The 20451-nt window shown below is 44.3% G+C and carries 9 protein-coding genes; 5 read left to right on the forward strand and 4 right to left on the reverse strand.

The features are described from left to right. Window positions 1-3202: 3202 nt before the first annotated feature. On the reverse strand, window positions 3203-4621 hold the full coding sequence (locus F3J22_RS08945; protein WP_240155026.1) for a hypothetical protein: 1419 nt from the start codon (window positions 4619-4621) through the stop codon (window positions 3203-3205). Window positions 4622-4910: 289 nt separating this feature from the next. Here F3J22_RS08945 and leuC point away from each other — a divergent pair, with 289 nt between their 5' ends. From leuC to F3J22_RS08970, 5 genes are read left to right on the forward strand one after another with little or no spacing between them, the layout of a single operon-like run. Further along, window positions 4911-6308: a 3-isopropylmalate dehydratase large subunit gene (gene leuC / locus F3J22_RS08950; protein ID WP_167016297.1), complete on the forward strand. Its 1398-nt coding sequence runs from the start codon at window positions 4911-4913 to the stop codon at window positions 6306-6308. 27 nt (window positions 6309-6335) lie between these two features. Then, window positions 6336-7085 carry a class I SAM-dependent methyltransferase gene (locus F3J22_RS08955; RefSeq protein WP_167016299.1) on the forward strand — a complete coding sequence of 250 codons (750 nt, stop codon included), beginning with the start codon at window positions 6336-6338 and terminating at the stop codon, window positions 7083-7085. 7 nt (window positions 7086-7092) lie between these two features. Further along, the gene (leuD, locus tag F3J22_RS08960; RefSeq protein ID WP_167016301.1) at window positions 7093-7692 is read left to right on the forward strand and encodes a 3-isopropylmalate dehydratase small subunit; all 600 of its coding nucleotides are present in this window, start codon (window positions 7093-7095) and stop codon (window positions 7690-7692) included. 32 nt (window positions 7693-7724) lie between these two features. Next, entirely contained in the window at window positions 7725-8804 is a 1080-nt protein-coding gene (gene leuB, locus F3J22_RS08965; protein WP_167016303.1) for a 3-isopropylmalate dehydrogenase, read from the forward strand. 30 nt (window positions 8805-8834) lie between these two features. Next, entirely contained in the window at window positions 8835-10340 is a 1506-nt protein-coding gene (locus tag F3J22_RS08970; protein WP_167016305.1) for a 2-isopropylmalate synthase, read from the forward strand. Window positions 10341-10401: 61 nt separating this feature from the next. Here the strand turns inward: F3J22_RS08970 and F3J22_RS08975 are convergent, their stop codons facing one another. From F3J22_RS08975 to F3J22_RS08985, 3 genes are all read right to left on the reverse strand, one after another. Further along, on the reverse strand, window positions 10402-10833 hold the full coding sequence (locus F3J22_RS08975) for a hypothetical protein (protein ID WP_167016307.1): 432 nt from the start codon (window positions 10831-10833) through the stop codon (window positions 10402-10404). An 81-nt stretch (window positions 10834-10914) separates the two neighbouring features. Continuing rightward, on the reverse strand, window positions 10915-12249 hold the full coding sequence (locus tag F3J22_RS08980) for an OmpA family protein (protein ID WP_167016309.1): 1335 nt from the start codon (window positions 12247-12249) through the stop codon (window positions 10915-10917). 56 nt (window positions 12250-12305) lie between these two features. Next, entirely contained in the window at window positions 12306-20279 is a 7974-nt protein-coding gene (locus F3J22_RS08985) for an MBG domain-containing protein (protein ID WP_167016312.1), read from the reverse strand. Window positions 20280-20451: the final 172 nt, after the last annotated feature.

A 20451-nucleotide genomic window follows, 5' to 3' on the forward strand; every position in this document is an offset into this window, starting at 1 on the left:
AAGTGCATCATTAATGTCCTTTTTAAATGTACATCGGCAAGGGAATCGATAGACGCCCCCGGAAGGGTGCCATACACGAACACCTCTCACCTTACGATAAGGAGTGAATACCCATCCGTTGATACAATTAAACTGGCAGAATTTTGGCATATAACTAAAATTGCATCGCCATAAACCACCCTGGCGATGTCAGGTGATTTTACCACTATGGTAAAATAAGGTTGGGGAAGAAAGAGCGTGGAAATTAGGCTGCTCCCACGCTCTTAAATTTTGGTATCTGATACCTTTTATTTATATGCCACTTTGAAGATAGATACAAAAATCATATCTGCCAAGAAAATTATAAATATTTTTTGCTGTAATCCTTTGTGGATAAGGATTTTGTCGAAATGATACTGCCGTTATCATTGTTGGATTAGCAGGATTAAATTTGCTAAAATCGCCTACTCATCTACCTGAAAATAAAAAGAGATAGTATCTGAAATACCATCTCTTTAATTATTATTTATAACAAAATATTTTACCGCCAACTACACCATTATCTCAAAATGATACTGAGGGAATAATTTTCACTTCATTGGCGCAGGTTAACCCCTGCCCGAAGTGGAAACTTCGCGAGGGGTTAACCCAAATTCTGATTAATGATGACGGCCTATTGTACATCATTAATTCTTTTTTCAAATGTGCACCGGCATCGGAACCGGTATACGCCCCCTGATGGATGCCATACGCGGACACCTCTTACCTTTCGATAAGGAGTAAAAACCCAACCGTTGACACAATTGCAAAAAGAAAAATTTGACATGAAATTGATTTTTACTCGCCATAGAATGCCCTGGCGATTGGGCAATTTTACCACCATGGTAAAATAACTTCGGGGAAGAAAGAGCCTGAGAGTTAGGCCGACCCTCAGGCTCAAAAAAGTTGGTATCTGATACCAATCATTTCATGTCACTTCGAAGGTAGAAACAAAAATCATATCTGCCAAGAAAATTAGCAACTATTTTTTGCTGTAATCCTTTATGGATAAGGGTTTTGTCAAAATGATACTGCCATTATCATTGCTGGATTAGCAGGATTAAATCTGCTAAAATCGCCTACTCATCTACCTGAAAATAAAAAGAGATAGTATCTGAAATACTATCTCTGTAATTATTATTTATAACAAAATATTTTACCGCCAACTACACCATTATCTCAAAATGATACTGAGGGAATAATTTTCACTTCAATGGCGCAGGTTAACCCCTGCCCGAAGTGGAAACTTCGCGAGGGGTTAACCCAAATTCTGATTAACGATAAACTACCTATTTATCATTAATATCCTTTTTAACTGTGCACCGGCAGGGAAACCGATAGACACCACCAGTGGGATGCCATATCCGCACCCCTCTTATCTTTCGATAAGGGGTGAATACCCATCCGTTGATACAATTAAACTGGCAAATTTTTGTCATGTAAAAAAATTGCAATCGCCATAAACCACCCTGGCGATGTCAGGTGATTTTACCACTATGGTAAAATAAGTTTGGGGAAGAAAGAGCCTGGAAGTAGGTAGCTTCCAGGCTCTAAAAATTCGGTATCAAATACCCTTTTCTTACATGACACTTCGAAGATAGAAACTAAAATCATATCTGCCAAGAAAATTAGCAACTATTTTTTGATGTAATCCTTTATGGATAAGGGTTTTGTCGAAATGATACTGCCATTATCATTGCTGGATTAGCAGGATTAAATCTGCTAGAAATCGCCTGCTCATCTACCTGAAAATAAAAAGAGATAGTATCTGAAATACTATCTCTGTAATTATTATTTATAACAAAATATTTTACCACCAGCTGCACAATTTTCCCAAAATGATACTGCGGGAATAATTTTTACTTCATTGGTGCAGGTTAACCCCTGCCCGAAGTAGAAACTTCGCGAGGGGTTAACCCAAACTAACATAATAGTGCATGGTCTAAATGCACGATTAATGTTTTCCTTTTTCAATCTGGCATCTGCATGGGAATCTATAGACACCACCAGTAGGATGCCATATTCTAATACCTCTTACCTTACGATAAGGAGTAAAAACCCAACCATGTTTACAATTGAAAAAGCACTGGTCATTTTTTGGGTACATTTACCAACATTTACAATTGTCATCTGAAAGCACCCAGACGACTTCAGGTGATTTTACCAGGATGGTAAAATAAGTTGGGGAGAAAATAAGCCTGGGAGTTAGACCTCTCCCAGGCTTGTGAATTTTCTTTCGAATGTTGCACCTGAGTGCTATAAGTAAATGTACCGATACGAAGGTAAATTCAAAAATCATATCTGCCAAGAAAATTAGCAACTATTTTTTTTCTGTAATCCTTTATGGATAAGGGTTTTGTCGAAATGATACTGCCGTTATCATTGTTGGATTAGCAGGATTGAATCTGCTAAAAATCGCCCGCTCATCTACCTGAAAATAAAAAGAGATAGTATCTGAAATACTATCACTGTAATTATTATTTATAACAAAATATTTTACCACCAGCTGCACTATTTTCTCAAAATGATACTGCGGGAATAATTTTCACTTCATTGGTGCAGGTTAACCCCTGCCCGAAGTGGAAACTTCGCGAGGGGTTAACCCAAACTAACATAATAGTACACCGTCTAAATGCACCATCAATGTTTTCCTTTTTCAATCTGACATTTACATGGGAATCTATAGACACCACCAGTGGGATGCCATATTTTAACACCCCTTACCTTACGATAAGGTGTGAAAACCCAACCATGTTTACAATTGAAAAAGCACTGGTTTTCTTTGTCCAACATTTTAAATGATTAAAAATGTCACCCGAAAGCACCCAGGCGACTTCAGGTGATTTTACCGGAGTGGTAAAATAAGTTGGGGAGAAAATAAGCCTGGGAGTTAGACGTCACCCAGGCCTTATATTTTCTTTTTAATCATTGCACTTGCGTGCGCTAAAATGTTTGACACTTCGAAGATAGAACCAAAATTCATATCTGCCAAGAAAATTAGTAAGTATTTTTTCTTTAAATCCTTTGTGGATAAGGATTTTGTCGGAATGATACTGCCATTATCATTACAGAAATATCGGAATCAAATCTGTTGAAAATCACATCTTCGTCTACCTGAAAATAAAAAGAGATGGTATCTGAAATACCATCTCTCTAATTATTTATCTACAGAAAAATACTTGTACTAAATTCTTCTTTCTTTATTATGAAACTTACGTTGTATAACTTCTTGTACAGGACGGCCGTCAATCTTACTTTCCAGCCAGGAAATAATATCCAGGTAGAGGAATGACCTGCGCTCGTACGGATCTTCAGAAATCACTTCCAGCCGGTGTTTTAAATCCACGAAGGCATTGCGTAACTCTTTCGGATTAGCGTATATGTATTTACGTAAGAACTTCATAATCTCATCCATCACAGATCCAAGGTCTTTGTTTTTGGAAATGAAATGATATACGGATTTGATCAGGTATTCAACCAGACTGTAGTTCTCCAGCTCGTAATGGGCTATCAGGTGCAGTATGCGCGCAAAACACTGGATGTCTGCCCGCAGGTTGCCTATTTTGAGATTGATGATTTTGTTGAGATAAACGATCGCTTTACTGTTGTCGCCACTACCGAAATAGAGGCAGGCAATCTTGTAATAGAATACCAGTACCCGGTGCTGATCTATTTTCAACGTATGATTGCTGATCTCGGATTCCAGCTCAGGTACCATCGCCAAACCCTGTGTAAACGTCCCTTCCAGGAAGTAGCGATTGATCTTTGCGGTATAGAGGTACACAAACGCTGAAGTGCGTGTATTCTCATGGAAACTCTCCTGGTTGGCTGAAATGAACTGTTCCAGCTCACAAAGCGCCGTTTTAAATTTCTCGGAGTTACTGGTATAGAAATGTGCCGTCAGCAGGTTATGCTGGGCTTTGATGTACAAATCCATATCCGTTTGCTGTAACGACGGATACTGCTTGAACAGGTCGACCCATTTCTGCGTATACCTGTAATACATGACGAAATCCTGCAGGATATAGAAATACCAGCAGCTAGCCTGGTACATATATACTTTTTCGTAGAAGCTCATGTCTGCCAGCTTGTGAGGCGGCAGCTGACTTTCAAAGAAGGATTTCACCATTTCGGCATCCCGTTCATTGCGGGCATGGCCTAACTTGAGGTAGAGGCCGTACATCCGGAGGGAAAGGGTCGATAACATGCTGATATTAGTCAGCTGGTACTGGATCTGTTTGGATTCCGCACTCAGCGCTTCAGCCCGGTTTTCCAGACTCCTGGTAATATGCCTGGATTCTATCAGCTTCTCAAATTCTACTATCTCATAGCCCAGCATGACCTCTTCCTGGTCATAGGCCATCGTTTTAGCCTTACCCAGGATTTTCAGGGCCTGGTTGTATAATCCTTTGTTATAAAGCACACGGGCATGGTCCAGCTGCTCCCGAAGGTCGATCAGCGGGTCTTTTTGCTTGTACAGCTGGCGTAAGCTGGTCAGTAAATGCTTGTACAGATGCGCTTTTACATTTGATAACTGCTGCTTCTTCAGGTCAGGGACCTTCTTCAGAATCTGCTCCTCATCATACTCCTTTAGCTTGTCCAACGTATTGAACAATTGTATAAAAAGTACGTCCTCCTTCGTATTATTCTTATTAAAGGTTAGCTGAAAACTGCGTTTTTCAGCTTTTGTTAAGGTTTTTATTAATATGAATAACGCATCACTTTGACTGTTGGGCATCGTTAATAAAATCTTATAAATTATTGATAAACAATCTTTTAAAGTTTACCAAGGGCTTTTAAAAGTTGTAATTAAGACAAATTTAGCGATATGTACATTAACTATCGTCCATTAGATTTGAAGGTATAAACAATTTAAAAAGGAAGCAATAAGGATGGGAAAAACGTTATTTGACAAAATCTGGGACAGCCACATCGTGATGAGTAAACCTGGTCATCCGGATGCAGTGTACATCAACACACACTTTATCCACGAGGTAACCAGCCCTCAGGCATTCGATGGCTTACGTAAAAGAAGCATCCCGGTTTTTCGTCCTGCCAAAACAAGGGCTACCGCCGATCACAACGTTCCGACAATGGATCAGCACCTGCCTATCAAGGAAGCACTCAGCCGCCACCAGGTGGAAATGCTGACCAAAAACACGGCCGAATTCGGCGTGGAACTGTATGGTCTGGGCCATCCTTACCAGGGTATCGTTCACGTAATCGGCCCTGAACTGGGTATTACCCTTCCTGGCATGACCATCGTTTGCGGCGACAGCCATACCTCTACCCACGGTGCCTTCGGAGCTGTAGCCTTCGGTATCGGTACCTCAGAGGTAGAACAGGTTCTGGCCACCCAGTGCATCCTGCAATACAAGCCTAAACGCATGAAAATTGAAGTGAACGGCCAGCTGAAAAAAGGCGTTCTCTCCAAAGATATCATCCTGTATATCATCTCTAAAATATCTGCATCCGGTGCTACCGGCTACTTTGTGGAATATGCCGGCGACGCTATCCGCAGTCTCAGCATGGAAGCACGTATGACCATCTGCAACATGAGCATCGAAATGGGTGCCCGTGGTGGTATGATCGCTCCGGATGACATCACCTTCGAATATATCAAAGGTCGTGAATTCGCTCCTAAAGGGGAAGTATGGGACCAGTCACTCGCTTACTGGAAAACCCTCTACTCCGATGCGGACGCACAATTCGATACCGTACTCACCTTCGATGCGGCGGATATCGAACCACAGATCACCTATGGTACCAACCCGGGCATGGGTATGGGCATCACCCGCAACATCCCTTCCCTGGAGCAGATTGAAGAGAAAGAAAGACCTTCTTTCAAAAAATCGCTGGACTATATGGACCTGCAGCCAGGATCCGAACTCCTCGGCAAAAAAATCGATTACGTGTTTATTGGTAGCTGTACCAACTCCCGCATCGAAGATCTCCGTCTGGTAGCCGACTTCGTGAAAGGCAAACAGAAAGCGGAAGATGTGGTGGTATGGATCGTACCGGGTTCTAAACAGGTAGAAGCACAGGCAAAAGCAGAAGGTATCGATAAAGTACTGACTGCCGCCGGATTCCAGCTACGTGAACCAGGTTGCAGTGCCTGCCTCGGTATGAACGAAGATAAAGTTCCTGCCGGCATGTATTGTATCTCTACCTCTAACCGCAACTTCGAAGGCCGCCAGGGTCCTAACGCCCGCACCTTCCTCGCCAGTCCGCTGACAGCTGCTGCTGCCGCTATCACCGGCCGCGTAACCGATGTAAGAGAACTGGTTTAATTACCTCCACGGCTAAACGCTCATTATATGGACCAATGGAATGCTGACTTATACAAAACCAAACACAACTTCGTGTTTGAATATGGCAACAGCCTCATTGAATGGCTGAACCCACAACCTGGTGAATCCATCCTGGACCTGGGTTGCGGAACTGGTGAGCTTACCGCCCAACTGGCCGAAACCGGCGCCAACGTTACCGGTATCGATGGTTCGCCAAAAATGATCAGTAGTGCCAAAGCACATTTTCCAAATGTCAACTTTGCAGTTGCTGACGCCACCAACTTTGAACTGCACCAACAGTTTGATGGCATCTTCTCCAATGCCACCCTGCACTGGGTGAGAGAAAAAGAAAAGGCCATCGAACGGATGTACGCACATCTCCGCCAAAACGGACGACTGGTACTGGAAATGGGCGGCAAAGGCAATGTAAACAGCATCCTCCGCGAACTGGAATATGTAATGCAGCAGAAAGGTTATACCTATCAGCCGTTCTGGTACTTCCCTTCTCCGGGTGAATACGCTACCCTGCTCGAAAAAGCAGGATTTACCGTAGAAAAAATTCTCTACTTCGAAAGACCTACCAAACTGGCGGATCCTGAAACAGGTATCAGCACCTGGCTAGAGATGTTCGGTGATCATTTCTTTGCCCAGGTACCTGAAAAAGATAAACAGGAAATCCTGCAGCAGGTACAGGAAGAAGTAGGACCTGCCCTCACAAGAGAAGGTAATTTATATGCAGACTACGTCCGCCTCCGGGTGGTCGCCGTCAAAAAATAATCTGACAATGAGTAAAATATTTCAACACTTAGTTTCTTCTGCGGTACCTGTACCGATCGAAAATATAGATACAGACCAGATCATTCCTGCACGCTTCCTGAAAGCAACTACCAGAGATGGTTTCGGTGAAAACCTCTTCCGCGACTGGCGCTTTGAGGCAGATAATACGCCTAAAGCCGATTTCGTTCTCAACAATCCTATCTACAGCGGTAAGATATTAGTTGGCGGTAAAAACTTTGGTTGCGGCTCCTCCCGCGAACATGCTGCCTGGGCAATCGCTGACTACGGCTTTAAAGTAGTAGTGAGCAGCTTCTTTGCAGATATCTTCAAAAATAACGCGCTCAATAACTTCATCCTGCCGGTACAGGTGAGCGAAGATTTCCTGGATAAGGTTTTCAAAGCCATCGAACAGGATCCGAAAGCGGAGCTGGAAGTAGATCTCGAAAACCAGTTCATCAAAATTAAAGCTACCGGTGAACAGGAAAACTTCGATATCAATCCTTATAAAAAAACATGTCTGCTCAACGGATACGATGATATCGACTACCTGCTGAGCTTACGTAAGGAAATCGAAACCTACGAACAATCCAGACCATTCAATTTTTAAGCACACCTTATACATCATAAAGCACACTCTACATGGGCGTTGAAAAGAAAATATTAGTAATTCCAGGTGATGGAATCGGACAGGAAGTAACAGCCTGGGGACAAAAAGTACTGGAAACCATCGCAAAAAACTATGGCCATACTTTCCATTTCGAAGAAGGTATGATGGGACACGTAGCCATCGAAGCTACCGGTGAACCGCTGCCGGACAGTACGCTGGACCGTGCCAGGAACAGTGATGCGATCCTGTTTGGTGCGATTGGACATGCGAAGTATGACAACGATCCTACCCTGAAAGTAAGACCAGAACAGGGCCTCCTGAAAATCCGCAAGGAACTGGGATTATACGCTAACCTGCGTCCGATCAAATTATTCGATGAGCTGCTGGAAGCTTCCAGTATCAAGCCTGAAATCCTCCGTGGTGCTGATATTCTCTTCTTCCGTGAGCTGACTGGTGATGTATATTTTGGTGAGAAGAAAAGAACAGAAGACCGTAATACTGCTTCCGACCTGATGATCTATCATCGGTATGAAGTAGAGCGTATTGCCCGTAAAGCCTATGAGGCAGCACGTACCCGTCGTAAGAAATTATGTTCTGTTGATAAAGCCAATGTGCTGGAAGCCAGCCGTCTGTGGAGAGAAGTAGTGCAGGAAATTGCGAAGGAATATCCTGATGTGGAAACAGAACATATGTTCATCGATAACGCAGCGATGCAGCTGATCAAAGATCCTAAACGTTTTGACGTAGTACTTACCGGTAATCTCTTCGGAGATATCCTGACCGATGAGGCTAGCCAGATTGCTGGTTCTATGGGTATGCTGGCATCTGCATCTGTAGGTGATAAAGTAGGTTTCTACGAGCCTATCCATGGTTCTGCGCATGATATTGCCGGTAAAGGAATTGCCAATCCGCTGGCATCTATCCTTTCAGCAGCGCTGATGCTGGATATCTCTTTTGGTCTGAAGACTGAATCACAACGTGTGATCAAAGCGGTGGAAGCTACACTGCGTCAGGGCTACAGAACAATGGATATCGCCAATAAGCACACGGAGAACGAATTTATTATGGGTACAGACGCGATGGGTGCGAAAGTCCTGGAGAACCTGAACTAATCTTACTAAACCGAAAATAGTTACACTATCATGGATAAAAATCGTGTATACGTCTTTGATACCACGCTGCGCGATGGTGAACAGGTGCCTGGCTGCCAGCTGACAACTGTAGAAAAAATTGAAGTCGCGAAGAAGCTGGAAGCGCTTGGTGTGGATATCATCGAGGCTGGGTTTCCAATCTCCAGCCCTGGCGATTTCCAGAGTGTGGTGGAAATTTCCAAAGCAATTTCTGAACCTGTTATATGTGCGCTGACACGTGCCAATACAAAGGATATCGATGCTGCTGCTGAGGCGCTGCGTTTTGCAAAACGTGGTCGTATTCACACCGGTATTGGTTCTTCCGATATGCATATCAAATATAAATTCAACAGCACCCGTGATGAAATCCTCCAGCGTGCGGTTGATGCCGTAAAATATGCCCGTAAATTCACTGACGACGTAGAGTTTTACGCAGAAGATGCCGGCCGTGCAGATAACGAATATCTCGCCCGTATGATCGAAGCGGTAATTGCTGCAGGTGCCACCACCGTGAACATTCCTGATACCAACGGTTATTGTCTGCCTGACCAGTATGGCGCTAAAATCAAATACCTGATGGATCACGTATCCAACATTGATAAGGCGATCATCTCTGTTCACTGCCACAACGACCTCGGACTCGCTACTGCCAATACCATTGCAGGTATTCAGAATGGTGCACGTCAGGTAGAATGTACCATCAACGGTATCGGAGAACGTGCAGGTAATACTTCTCTCGAAGAAGTAGCCATGATATTGAAAACACATCACGCTTTAGGTTACCATACCAACATCAATTCAAAGGGTATCTACGAAATCTCCAACATGGTTTCTACGATGATGCGTATGCCTGTGCAGCCTAACAAGGCAATCGTGGGCCGTAATGCCTTTGCACACAGCTCCGGTATCCACCAGGATGGTGTGCTGAAACATCGTGAAAACTACGAGATCCTGAACCCTGAAGATGTAGGTATCAACTCCAATGCTATTATCCTGACAGCCCGTAGCGGCCGCCATGCGCTGAAGCATCACCTGGAGCGTCTCGGTTATAAAATTGATAAAATCAACCTGGATGAGGTTTACGAACGCTTCCTGGTGGTTGCAGATAATAAGAAAGAAATCTCTGATGCTGATTTATTACAGCTGATGGGAGATGGCGATGCCAAAGTGTATGATGATAAAGGCATTAAAGTAACCTTACTGCAGGTAGTTTGCGGCGATCCGCTGCGTCCTATGGCAACAGTAAAACTGTTAATTAACGGCGAAGAAAGAGAAGCCAGTGCCGCAGGTAATGGTCCGGTTAATGCCACCATCAACGCTATTCACGCGATTATCAAGGATGAGATAGATCTGGATGAATTCAGTATTCAGGCTATGCATGGTGGTAGTGAAGATGTGAGTAAAGTGAATATGCGTGTAAAACACAATGGTCAGTCGTACTACGGTTTCGGTTACTCTACCGATATCGTAAATGCATCTGTACATGCTTATGTAGATGCCCTGAATAAAATCTATTAGTATTCATAACGATTGATTTACTTTGATTGACGGCCGCTGACGTAGTGCATCAGCGGCCTTTTTATTTTTTGTGGGATATTTCAATCAATCTTGTCTCCAATAAGTCAGCAAAAGATTTATCCAATAAATCAATATGATAGTAAACTAATCCATTGCCGAAGTCGGGTTGTCTTGAGCACTTTTCAAAAACGCGCCTGTCATTACTATTTAGGATATACGTTATCGCCTCCGGATTTTTTACCCTATCAATAATCTCTTTTCTGATCAGTAGCGGTTTATGCAGGTTTGACCAGTATTTTTTTTCATAATCCAGACAGGGGTCCGTTAGAAAATATGGCAAAGGAGCATTGGGAGTGCGGGTAATATTGTTGATTGAATCTGCACATTGTTTCAGATAGGTCCGGGTCTCCTTTGATACACCTGTTTGAGCTGTTTTGCAGCTACTGATAGTAGCTGCAAACAGACCAAAGTATATAATTGTCTTTTTTTTCATGGAAATAGTGATTATTTCAGCATAGTCAAATTTGGAGGAAAGAGACATTTGTTGCTTTATTGCGGCCCGGTTATTAGCCATCTATTGCAACACAATCGTTACCCTTCTGTTCTTTCTTCTGTTTTCTTCCGAAGTATTCGGTACCAACGGATGGGCTTCTCCTTCAGATTTAGTTTCAATCCTGGAGGCCGCCACGCCTTTGCTGATGAGGTAAGCCGCCGCTGCTTTTGCTCTGGCTTCACCCACTTTCAGGTTGGTCGCCTGACTACCAATATCACAGGTATGTCCGATGATGAGGATATTCACATCCGGGTAACTGCTTAAAATGTTCGCAACACTATCCAGTCGTTCTTTTGCGCCATCCGGAACTTCTATCTGTCCCAATTTACCGAATGCCATCGGCCGGTTGATCACCGCAACTTCTGCCGGGGTGATTTCTTTCTTAACTGGTGCCGGCAGCATTTTCTGCTCTTCTTTTACCACGTGTACTGCCTCCGGTTGTTTTACCATGACAATAGTATCTTTCACTGGTGCGGGTGGCGGCACTACGGTGCAGCCTGGCCCTGAAGATGATTCTATTTTAATAGTCCGTCTGGAAGGAATACCTAATTTTACCTGCAACCCAAAACTCACCAGTCTGGCGTTATCTACGCTGTTCAGCTTTAACACACTATTGCCTTTTACATCGGTGATGCTGGTGGGGGAGTATGCCACCAAAGCGCCATCAGTGGCCTTTTCATGAATGTCGTTGAGGCCGTAGTCCATGTAGAGGCCTGTGTATAAACGTAAGTTACTTAGCGCGAAACTGAACCCGGTGGCGGCACTGAGGGTAACAGCTGGTTTGAGCGTAAGTCCGCCGTTACTCTTCCAGTTACTGACAGTTCCAAATCCATGCTGGGGGAGATCATGCAGCTCCACATTATAATCCGGGTAGTAGCCACTCAGCACCAGTTGATTGGCACTGGCGTCATATTTCACGCTGAAAGGAAACAGCAATTTAGCGCCGGCATTGATGTACCACTGCGTTTTGCCCAATGTATGGTATTGCAGCAATACCGGTATGCCTGCGGCGAGAAATTTCTGTTTCTCCGTATAACCGGTAGGCGTTACATCAAATCTGAATGCAGACCCTGCATCATCTATCTGGTAGGCAGATAATGTTTGTCCATCTCCCAGACTAATCTTTGTAACATAATTACCAATAGTGATACCACTGATGAGATTAATCTTCTTTCCTAACGGAAACGTATATCCGATATCGAGGATTCCTCCCGGCTGGATTTTACTGTTTTGTCCGGCGGCTTTGTATTGTAGCCCCTGTAATCCGCCACTGAGGCCTATCCCAAATTCCTGTGCTTTGGCGGCAGTTGATATGATCATCAAACCAACACAAACACCTGCTATATTTCTAATCATGATAAATAAGTTGATTTAAGCCAGCTGCCGGCATATACCGGCAGCTGTGCAGAATATTAGTTGACAATAACGTTGGTAGTAGCTTTCTGGCCGTTGGTAAAGAGCAGGGTTACTATATAGAACCCTCCATCCATCGGCATTTTCACCTGCATTACCGGTAATACTGTTTTGTATTGTGCAATGGTTTTACCGGTGATATCCGTAATCAGCAGCATGGCGCCATTTAACTGTACTTCGGTATAGCGGCTGGTAACCGTAGCTGTGGCTCCTTTTGCTACCGGATTAGGCGCAACGCTGATGCCACCGCTTACTGACCCTGAAGCACTTACGTTAATCGGGCAGGATTGTACCTGATTACCATTTTTATCAGTAGCCATCACATAATAGATGCCATTCAAAGCACCGTTTTCGTTGAAATACTGGCTGGTGGCTCCTGTTACTGCTGTGTTGTTTTTATACCACTGCCATGTAAGGTAATTATTGTTGGTATTATCAAACATTAAAACATCATTCCAATGTTGTCTTACCATGGATGGCAAAAGAATATTTACATTATTGGTTACCGTTACCGCTGCTTCGTAATTGTTATCGCCTGCCTGTGAAGCGCTAATCACGCCTGCACCAGAGCCGGTAGCAGTTAAAGTGCTGCCATTGATAGTGGCCAGCGTTGTATTATTTATCTGGTAGCTTACCGGAAAACCGCTGCTGGCAGCAGCATTCAGCTGTATGCTGGTGTTGCCGTCGCAACCTAATGACAGCGTCTGCGACCAGGTAATCGTTTGGGTAGCCTTATTAATTGTGAAAGTATTACCGGTAAATGTAGCGGTGTAGTTGTTGCCGGCACTTAACGTACCCTTTGTAATAGCGTAACTGCCTGCATTTTCGCCTGCGTCCCTGCTTAACTTTCCACTGAGCTGATCACCGGTGATCAAACCTGTTGTAGTATAAGTTAATGCCGGATCACTGGTTCCGAAAGTTTTAGATTTCGCATCAGCATTGATGGAAAGTGCTGCCGGCGTGATGCTCAGGTTACGTGTGTTGAAGGTAATAGTATAGTTGTTACCTGCGGATAAAGACCCTTGCGTGATGGCATAATCACCCACATTTTCTCCGGTATTTCTGCTCAGTGCACCACTGAGTTTGTCGCTGTTCAGCAATCCTGATGCGGTATAGGTCAGTGCCGGATCACCGGTGCCATAGACTTTCGTTTTTACATCAGCAGTAACGGTAAGTGCTGCGGTGTTAATGGTCAGTTTATTACCAGTGAAGCTGATGGTATAGTTATTACCTGCGGATAATGATCCATGTGTGATGCTGTACTGTCCTGTGTTTTCACCTCCATCTCTTGTTAATGCACCAGTAAGCTGATCACCAGGAACAAGGCCGGTGGTGGCATAAGTCAATGCGGGATCTGAAGTGCCATAAACTTTTGATTTGGCATCGGCTGAAATGCTGAGAGCGGCCGGTGTAATATTTAGTTTATTGCTATTGAAGGTGATATTGTAATTGTTACCTGCTGATAATGATCCCTGTGTAATGTTGTACAGTCCTGTATTTTCACCTGCTTCTCTCGTTAATGCACCCGTGAACTGATCGCCGGCAACAAGGCCAATGGTAGCATACGTTAATGCCGGATCTGAAGTGCCATAAACTTTTGATTTGGCATCGGCTGTAATGCTAAGAGCAGCCGGTGTAATATCCAGTTTACTGCTATTGAAGGAAATATTATAATTATTTCCTGCGGATAATGATCCCTGTGTGATGTTGTATTGTCCAACGTTTTCTCCGGCATCTCTGTTTAATATACCGCTGATCAGATCATTGTTTATTAAGCCGGTACTAGTATAGGTAAGCGCTGGATCATTCGTGCCATATACTTTTGTTTTAGTAGTAGCCGTCACCGTTAGTGCGGCCGGTGTGATATCAAATTTGCCGTTATTAAAGGTAATGGTGTAGTTATTACCAGCAGATAGAGACCCTTGTGTAATGCTGTAGCTGCCTGCATTTTCACCTGGATCTCTGCTTAATTTTCCACTGAGCTGATCACCATTGGTTATACCGGTTATTGTGTAAGTTAAAGCAGGATCACTGGTGCCATAGGTTTTTGATTTCGCATCAGCATTGATGGAAAGCGCTGCCGGCGTGATACTCAGGTTACGCGTATAGAAGGTAATGATATAGTTATTACCTGCGGATACAGACCCTTGCGTGATAGCATAGTCGCCTACCTGTTCTCCGGCATTTCTTCCCAATGTTCCACTGAGGGGATCACTATTCAGTAATCCTGATGTAGTATAGGTTAGTGCAGGGTCAGTGGTGCCATAGACTTTCGTTTTTGGATCAGCTGTAATGGTCAGTGCGGCCGGTGTAATATTTAATTTATTGCTGTTGAAGGTAATTGTATAATTATTGCCTGCGGATAATGTTCCTGCTGTGATATCGTACGATCCTGCATTTTCCCCGCTGGTACGTGAAAGGGCCCCGGTGAACTGGTCATTGCCGAGTAGTCCGGTGGAAGTATAGCTGAATGCCGGATCGGATTCCCCGTAAACTTTGCTTTGTAGGGTAGCGGTAACTGTTACGCCTGCCGGTATGATTTCAAGGGTATTGCCAATGAAATTGATCGTATAGTTGATACCGCCATTTAAAGTTCCCTGGGTAATATTATAGTTGCCGGCATTTTCTCCCGTGATTCTGGCTGGCATACCGGTGACCACATCATTGTTTAAAAGGCCGGTGGCGGTAAACAGGAATTGCGGATCGCTGTAGCCATATATTTTGGTAGCAGGTGCTGCTGTTACAGTAACGGTTGCTGGTGCAATGGTGAAATTATCTCCTGTGAAATTGATGCTATAGTTGGGAGAGGAGGTCAGCGTACCCTGAGAAATAGGGTACGCGCCTGCATTTTCGCCTGCTGTTCTGCTGAGTGTTCCGCTTAATCTGTCATTATTTACCAGGCCGTCAACGGTGTACTCCAATTCCGGATCATCTTCGCCGTAGGTTTTGCCTGTAGCAATGGCTTTTACAGCAAGTTGTGCCGGGGTAATGACTAAGGTTTGCGGTGCTATATCCAACACATAGTTAGCTCCGGCTGTCAGGTTACCTGGCTTTAAATAATAGGTTCCAATGTTTTCCCCTACCTCTCTTTCGAGGTTACCGGTGAGTTGGTCATTTCCCAGTAGTCCTGTTACGGTATAGGTTAATACAGGGTCATTGGTGCCATATACTTTATTTTGGTGGTCCGGTGTGACAATAAGGTCCTGTGGAGTAATAGTGAAGTATGTACCTGAGGAAAGTACCAGGTAATAGTTACTGCCAGCATAGAGGGTTCCCAGTGTCATTTGATAGTTGCCTGCATTTTCGCCGGGTGTTCTTCCTGGTACTCCTGTCATTTTATCATTGCCTATCAAGCCTGCAACGGTATATTGAATTTCAGGTTCCGGGGAGCCATAGGTTTTAGTTGTGTTTTCAGCTGTGATAGTTAACGAGGCAGGTACAACGTGTATGTTGAGGGTTGCCGGTACAGCTTCGTTATAGGAAGCATTTCCTGCCTGTGATGCCTGAATGGTGACATCTCCGGCCCCGGTAATAGTCACGTTACCGTTGTTGTCGATAGTGGCAACATCAGGGTTATTACTGCTGTAGGTTATCGACAGGTTGGATGTTGATTTTGCCGCAGCTGAGAATGTGGCAACGCCATAGGTAGTATTGACCGTAGAACCATTTATGAATTGATTGAAGGATATCGTTTGGTCTCCTTTTCCTACGGTTAAAGTAGCAATGTTGCCGTAAACGGAGCCGCAGAGACCTGTTACGATGGGTCGGAACTGGTAGCCGCTCATGCCGGCGGTAGGGGATTTGATGGTAATGGTGCCGGTGGTAGTTCCGGAATATGCACCGGCGTCGGTTACTGATTTAAAGCCAGTGCCGGTATTGATTTGCCATTGGTAACCCTTTATGCCGCCCGCTGCAGTTGCCTCGAGGCTGAAAGAGGCCAGGATTCCTATTATAGCGGCGGTATCTGCTGGTTGTTTGGTTAAAACAGGCTTGTTGCCCACAGTAACGGTGACTGGTGTTCTGACAGTGTTTACACAACCATTTGAAGTACGGGTAGCCTGTACATAGTACGTAGTGGTAGCCGTGATAGTTGGCGTCGTAAATGGCAGACCACTGCCGCTAGTTCCCAGTTTAATGCCATCCGATGGGAGATCATACCAGTCGATCGTTGCATTAAGAGAAGTCGCCGTTAAATTAATAGTAGTAATACCCGTACAAATGATCGCCGGATCTGGTGTAACCACTGGTGAAGCTACCAGCTTTGTTGCATAATAGATATTTAAGGATGGATTAGATCCGGAGGTTGTTATTGTGATCGCATCAAAATTCTTCCCTGGTTTATATTTCACGTAAATAAGTCCACCTTCCACAACAACACTCAATGCAGAGGAACTGCTACCCAGTGTAACAACATCATTATTGCTGACACCACCATTCTCCGTGTTTATCTTAATATTGTTCAGCATACCGCTGGAAATGGTTGTATTGAGGATTCCTAGTTTCAGTTTAATGATATCGTCACTGGTACCGGCTTCAGGGAATTTAAGTGTTTGGAATATTGATCCGGGACTCGTTCCCACGAGCGTCATGAGGATACTATAGGTAGTACTGTCTTTGTCCGCGCCGTTGGTGGGGTTAAGCACTGTACAAAGAGAGCAGTCCATGGAGACGCCATTGGTTTGGGACGTAGCTACGTCGCATGGAAGATTAGCAACCTTCGTGGTAAAGCTGGCCGGATTATCATTGGCGGTAGCTGTCTGATAAAACGCATTGCCAGCGATGCCGCCAGTATTGTATTCCGCTACCATTACGGTATAGGAAGAGCCACCTGTAAGGCCTGAAATATTTACCGTGTTACCGGTGCCGGTATATACGCAGTACCAGCCGCTCGTGCCGATCTGGCCGCCGCTTTTGAAGATGGTATTTGCCGTGTATTCGATACCGTTAGCAGGAGCAGCATTGTCTGTTGCCTGTGCTTTTACAAATACTGCACGCTTTTCACCATTGCCGTTTGTCCAGCTGATAGTAGCGGTAGCATCTGTAATATTTGAAAGAACAATATTATTTGCTGGTGATGTTGGTGCGGTTACAATGTTGGCGAGATAAGTTTTTAATACGCTGGAATTAGCCAGGGCTGCCACCACATCGGTGCGGCCATCGCGGTTAAAATCTCCCGTAACAAAACTATAAGGTCTGTCTCCTGCGTCATTTACGGTGATACCAGCTGTATTAAAACCTCTGGGTCCGGGTGCACCATAATTGGCATAAGCATTTATAAAAGGTGCTGCGGTATTGCCTGTAATCAGGTCCGGATAGCCGTCGCCGTTAATATCTCCCACTGTTACAATGCTGCTGTTAGCAGATGGCATTGAGATTGCTGGCGCAAATGATGGCGAGCCGGAGAAGCTCGCATTGAGGTATACAAATACGTTAGCGGCATATTGAATAACTACATCCTGTTTGCCATCGCCATCAACATCTGCAATGCTGATATTCTGAGGGCGGGCAATGGTGCCGAACTGTGAAGGGGTGGCAAAGGAAATGTTGCCTGGAGTACTGGTATTACGCCAAACATAAAAGTAAGCTCTGTTAATATCGAGCGATACAATGTCTGGTTTATTATCTCCATCTATATCTACCAGCTTAGCGAATTGCTGAGAAAACCCAACAGGCCTGGAGTTTTGTAAAGTAGCTTTAACAAAGGCAAAGCTACCTTTGGCGGTACTGGTATTTCTTAATATAGCAATCTCTCCTGTAGAAACACTTGCGGTAAAGATATCTGCCAGGCCATCGCCATCGATATCAACACCATCTGTAAAATCAGAAGGGATACCAACAGGGAAGGTGCCGGCTACTGGCCAGTTACTCATCGTACCGGTATTGGCATATACGATCGCATCACCTGCGCTGTTGTTATAGCCAGGGAATACAACATCTATTTTACCATCGCCATCAAAGTCTGCAATTGCAGGTTGTCCGGTAGCTGAATAGCTGGAATTGGTAAATGGCTGTGTAGTTGTAGGAGTGAAGGAAAGCGCTTTATTACTGCTGCTGTTTGTGAAAAATTGAAAACTCAGCGGATTTAAAGCGAAGCCGAAATTAGCAGCCATCAGATCAGGTTTGCCATCATTATCAAAATCAGCAGATAACAGATAATATGGTTTGAAATTCAGTGCGAGGTCTGTAGACGGGGTATGCTGCAGATCTGCCTGACCCAGCGTATTACGGTTAGGCGTTACAATTTGATTGTAATACTTGCCGCTGCTGGCCTGCAGGCCGTTATCCAGATTTGTTAAAGTAACGGGGCCGATGGCGGTGCCGGCAGGTATGGTGGCAACAAGCGTGGATGTACTGCCAGTTACCGTAGCGGGTATTCCACCAATCAAAACCTGGTTTTTAGCCATTACAGCGTTGGCGTTATCGCAGGTGATGACCATACTGCTTCCTGCAGGACCCATGGTGGGTGAAATGGTCTTAATCACCGGCTGAAGGCTGATCTGGTTCTGGTATATAGAAATGGAATGGTTGATGGATGATCCGATGATGAGATCAGGTTTGTTATCATTATTGAGGTCTGTTATAATATTCTTCATCGGTGTATCTTTGGCAGCAAATAATTGCTCGCTGTCAAATGAAATGAGCGGGCCTGTGCTACGGTTTAATAGCAGACCTGCGTTGAAACCTGTACCTGTTTGAAGGGAATAGCTGACAAGGATATCCGGACTTTTATCACCGTTCATATCGGCCATTGACATACGTATCGGGGCGCCGGAAACTTTAATGGGACTTAGTTCTCGAAAGATCAGTTCCTGATTGCCATCCAATGCCGGCTGCATGATGCCAAGGGAATGCATGTTACCATAGGCTAATATAAGTTCGGGTTTACCATCCTGGTTAAAGTCATAAAACAGGATATCCGAAGGCGATTCTGCGACCGAATATTTCCTGTAATTGCCAAAGGCATATTTGCCCACGCCATCAACTGTTCCCTTTACTACGAAGAACACGGGTATACCGGTTAAACTGCCAATAATGTCCGGAATTCCATCCGCATCTATATCCTGCACATATAGATTTCGGAATTGATCGTTAATGTTTAGTGTCAGGGGACTAAAAGTTACGTCAGTGCCCACTGATGTATTTTGGAGTAATGTTATCTGACCACTACCCTTACTGCCCACCAGGATATCCACCAGACCATCCCCGTTAATGTCGGTAACAACCAGGTTGTTTATAGGAATGCCGGCATTAAACGTCCTGTTCACCCGCAAAAGATTGTCGCCATTATTATACATGACAAGAATCTGGGGACTATCTCTCAGGCCAACCACGAGGTCAGGATAGCCATCACGGTTGATGTCGCCAGTGGCAAGCACTATTTCATTGCCATAGGCGGTCATGTCGGTCGTAGAAATGAAAGGCTGGAAGGCGATATTTGTACTGGTGCTATTGTTCAGACGTAATGTTATACCAGGATAATATGCAGTTCCATTGGCCGTAATCAGGTCTGGTTTTCCATCTCTGTTTACATCCAGCAAAACGAAATCATTGATGGCACCATCAATGAGACCATCCGACAGATGATCATATAACTTGAAGTCGCGGGAACCAAAAGTTGTTTTTGCCGGAGAGATAAGCGGTACAAACCTGGTACTGCTTTGAGCCATATAACCGGTGGAGGGGTTTGTTACGGTAATATAGTCATAGTCTGCACCATCCGGCACCTTTACCATTATAAAGTCGTTGGTGGCTGTGATAACACTGGCCTTTTTATTTCCAAAAAATACAACATTGTTGAGTCCGAGGTTTTGACCATTGATGGTGATCACATCTCCGGCTTTCCCTTCATTGGGTACAACGCTGGTGATACTGATGTTTTGTGCATAAATTTTTACAGAAGAACATAGGAAGAAAAATAACAATAGAGGAAGTCGCATCCTTGCAGACCACGTGTTCGGGAGATTTGGTGCCATTAGTTGGGATTGAATTAGCCGGCAAAGCTAAATATATTCTTTTGATAGATATATGTGTTATTTGTAAAGTGATGATTTTAGGGAGCGAAATGCTTGTTTTTATGGATAAGCGTAAATGCAAACGGCCGGGAGATCCTACCCCGGCCGCTTGTAGGAATTTTTAAAGTTATCA

This window comes from Chitinophaga sp. Cy-1792 (genome assembly GCF_011752935.1).
In the GTDB taxonomy this organism is placed as follows: domain Bacteria; phylum Bacteroidota; class Bacteroidia; order Chitinophagales; family Chitinophagaceae; genus Chitinophaga.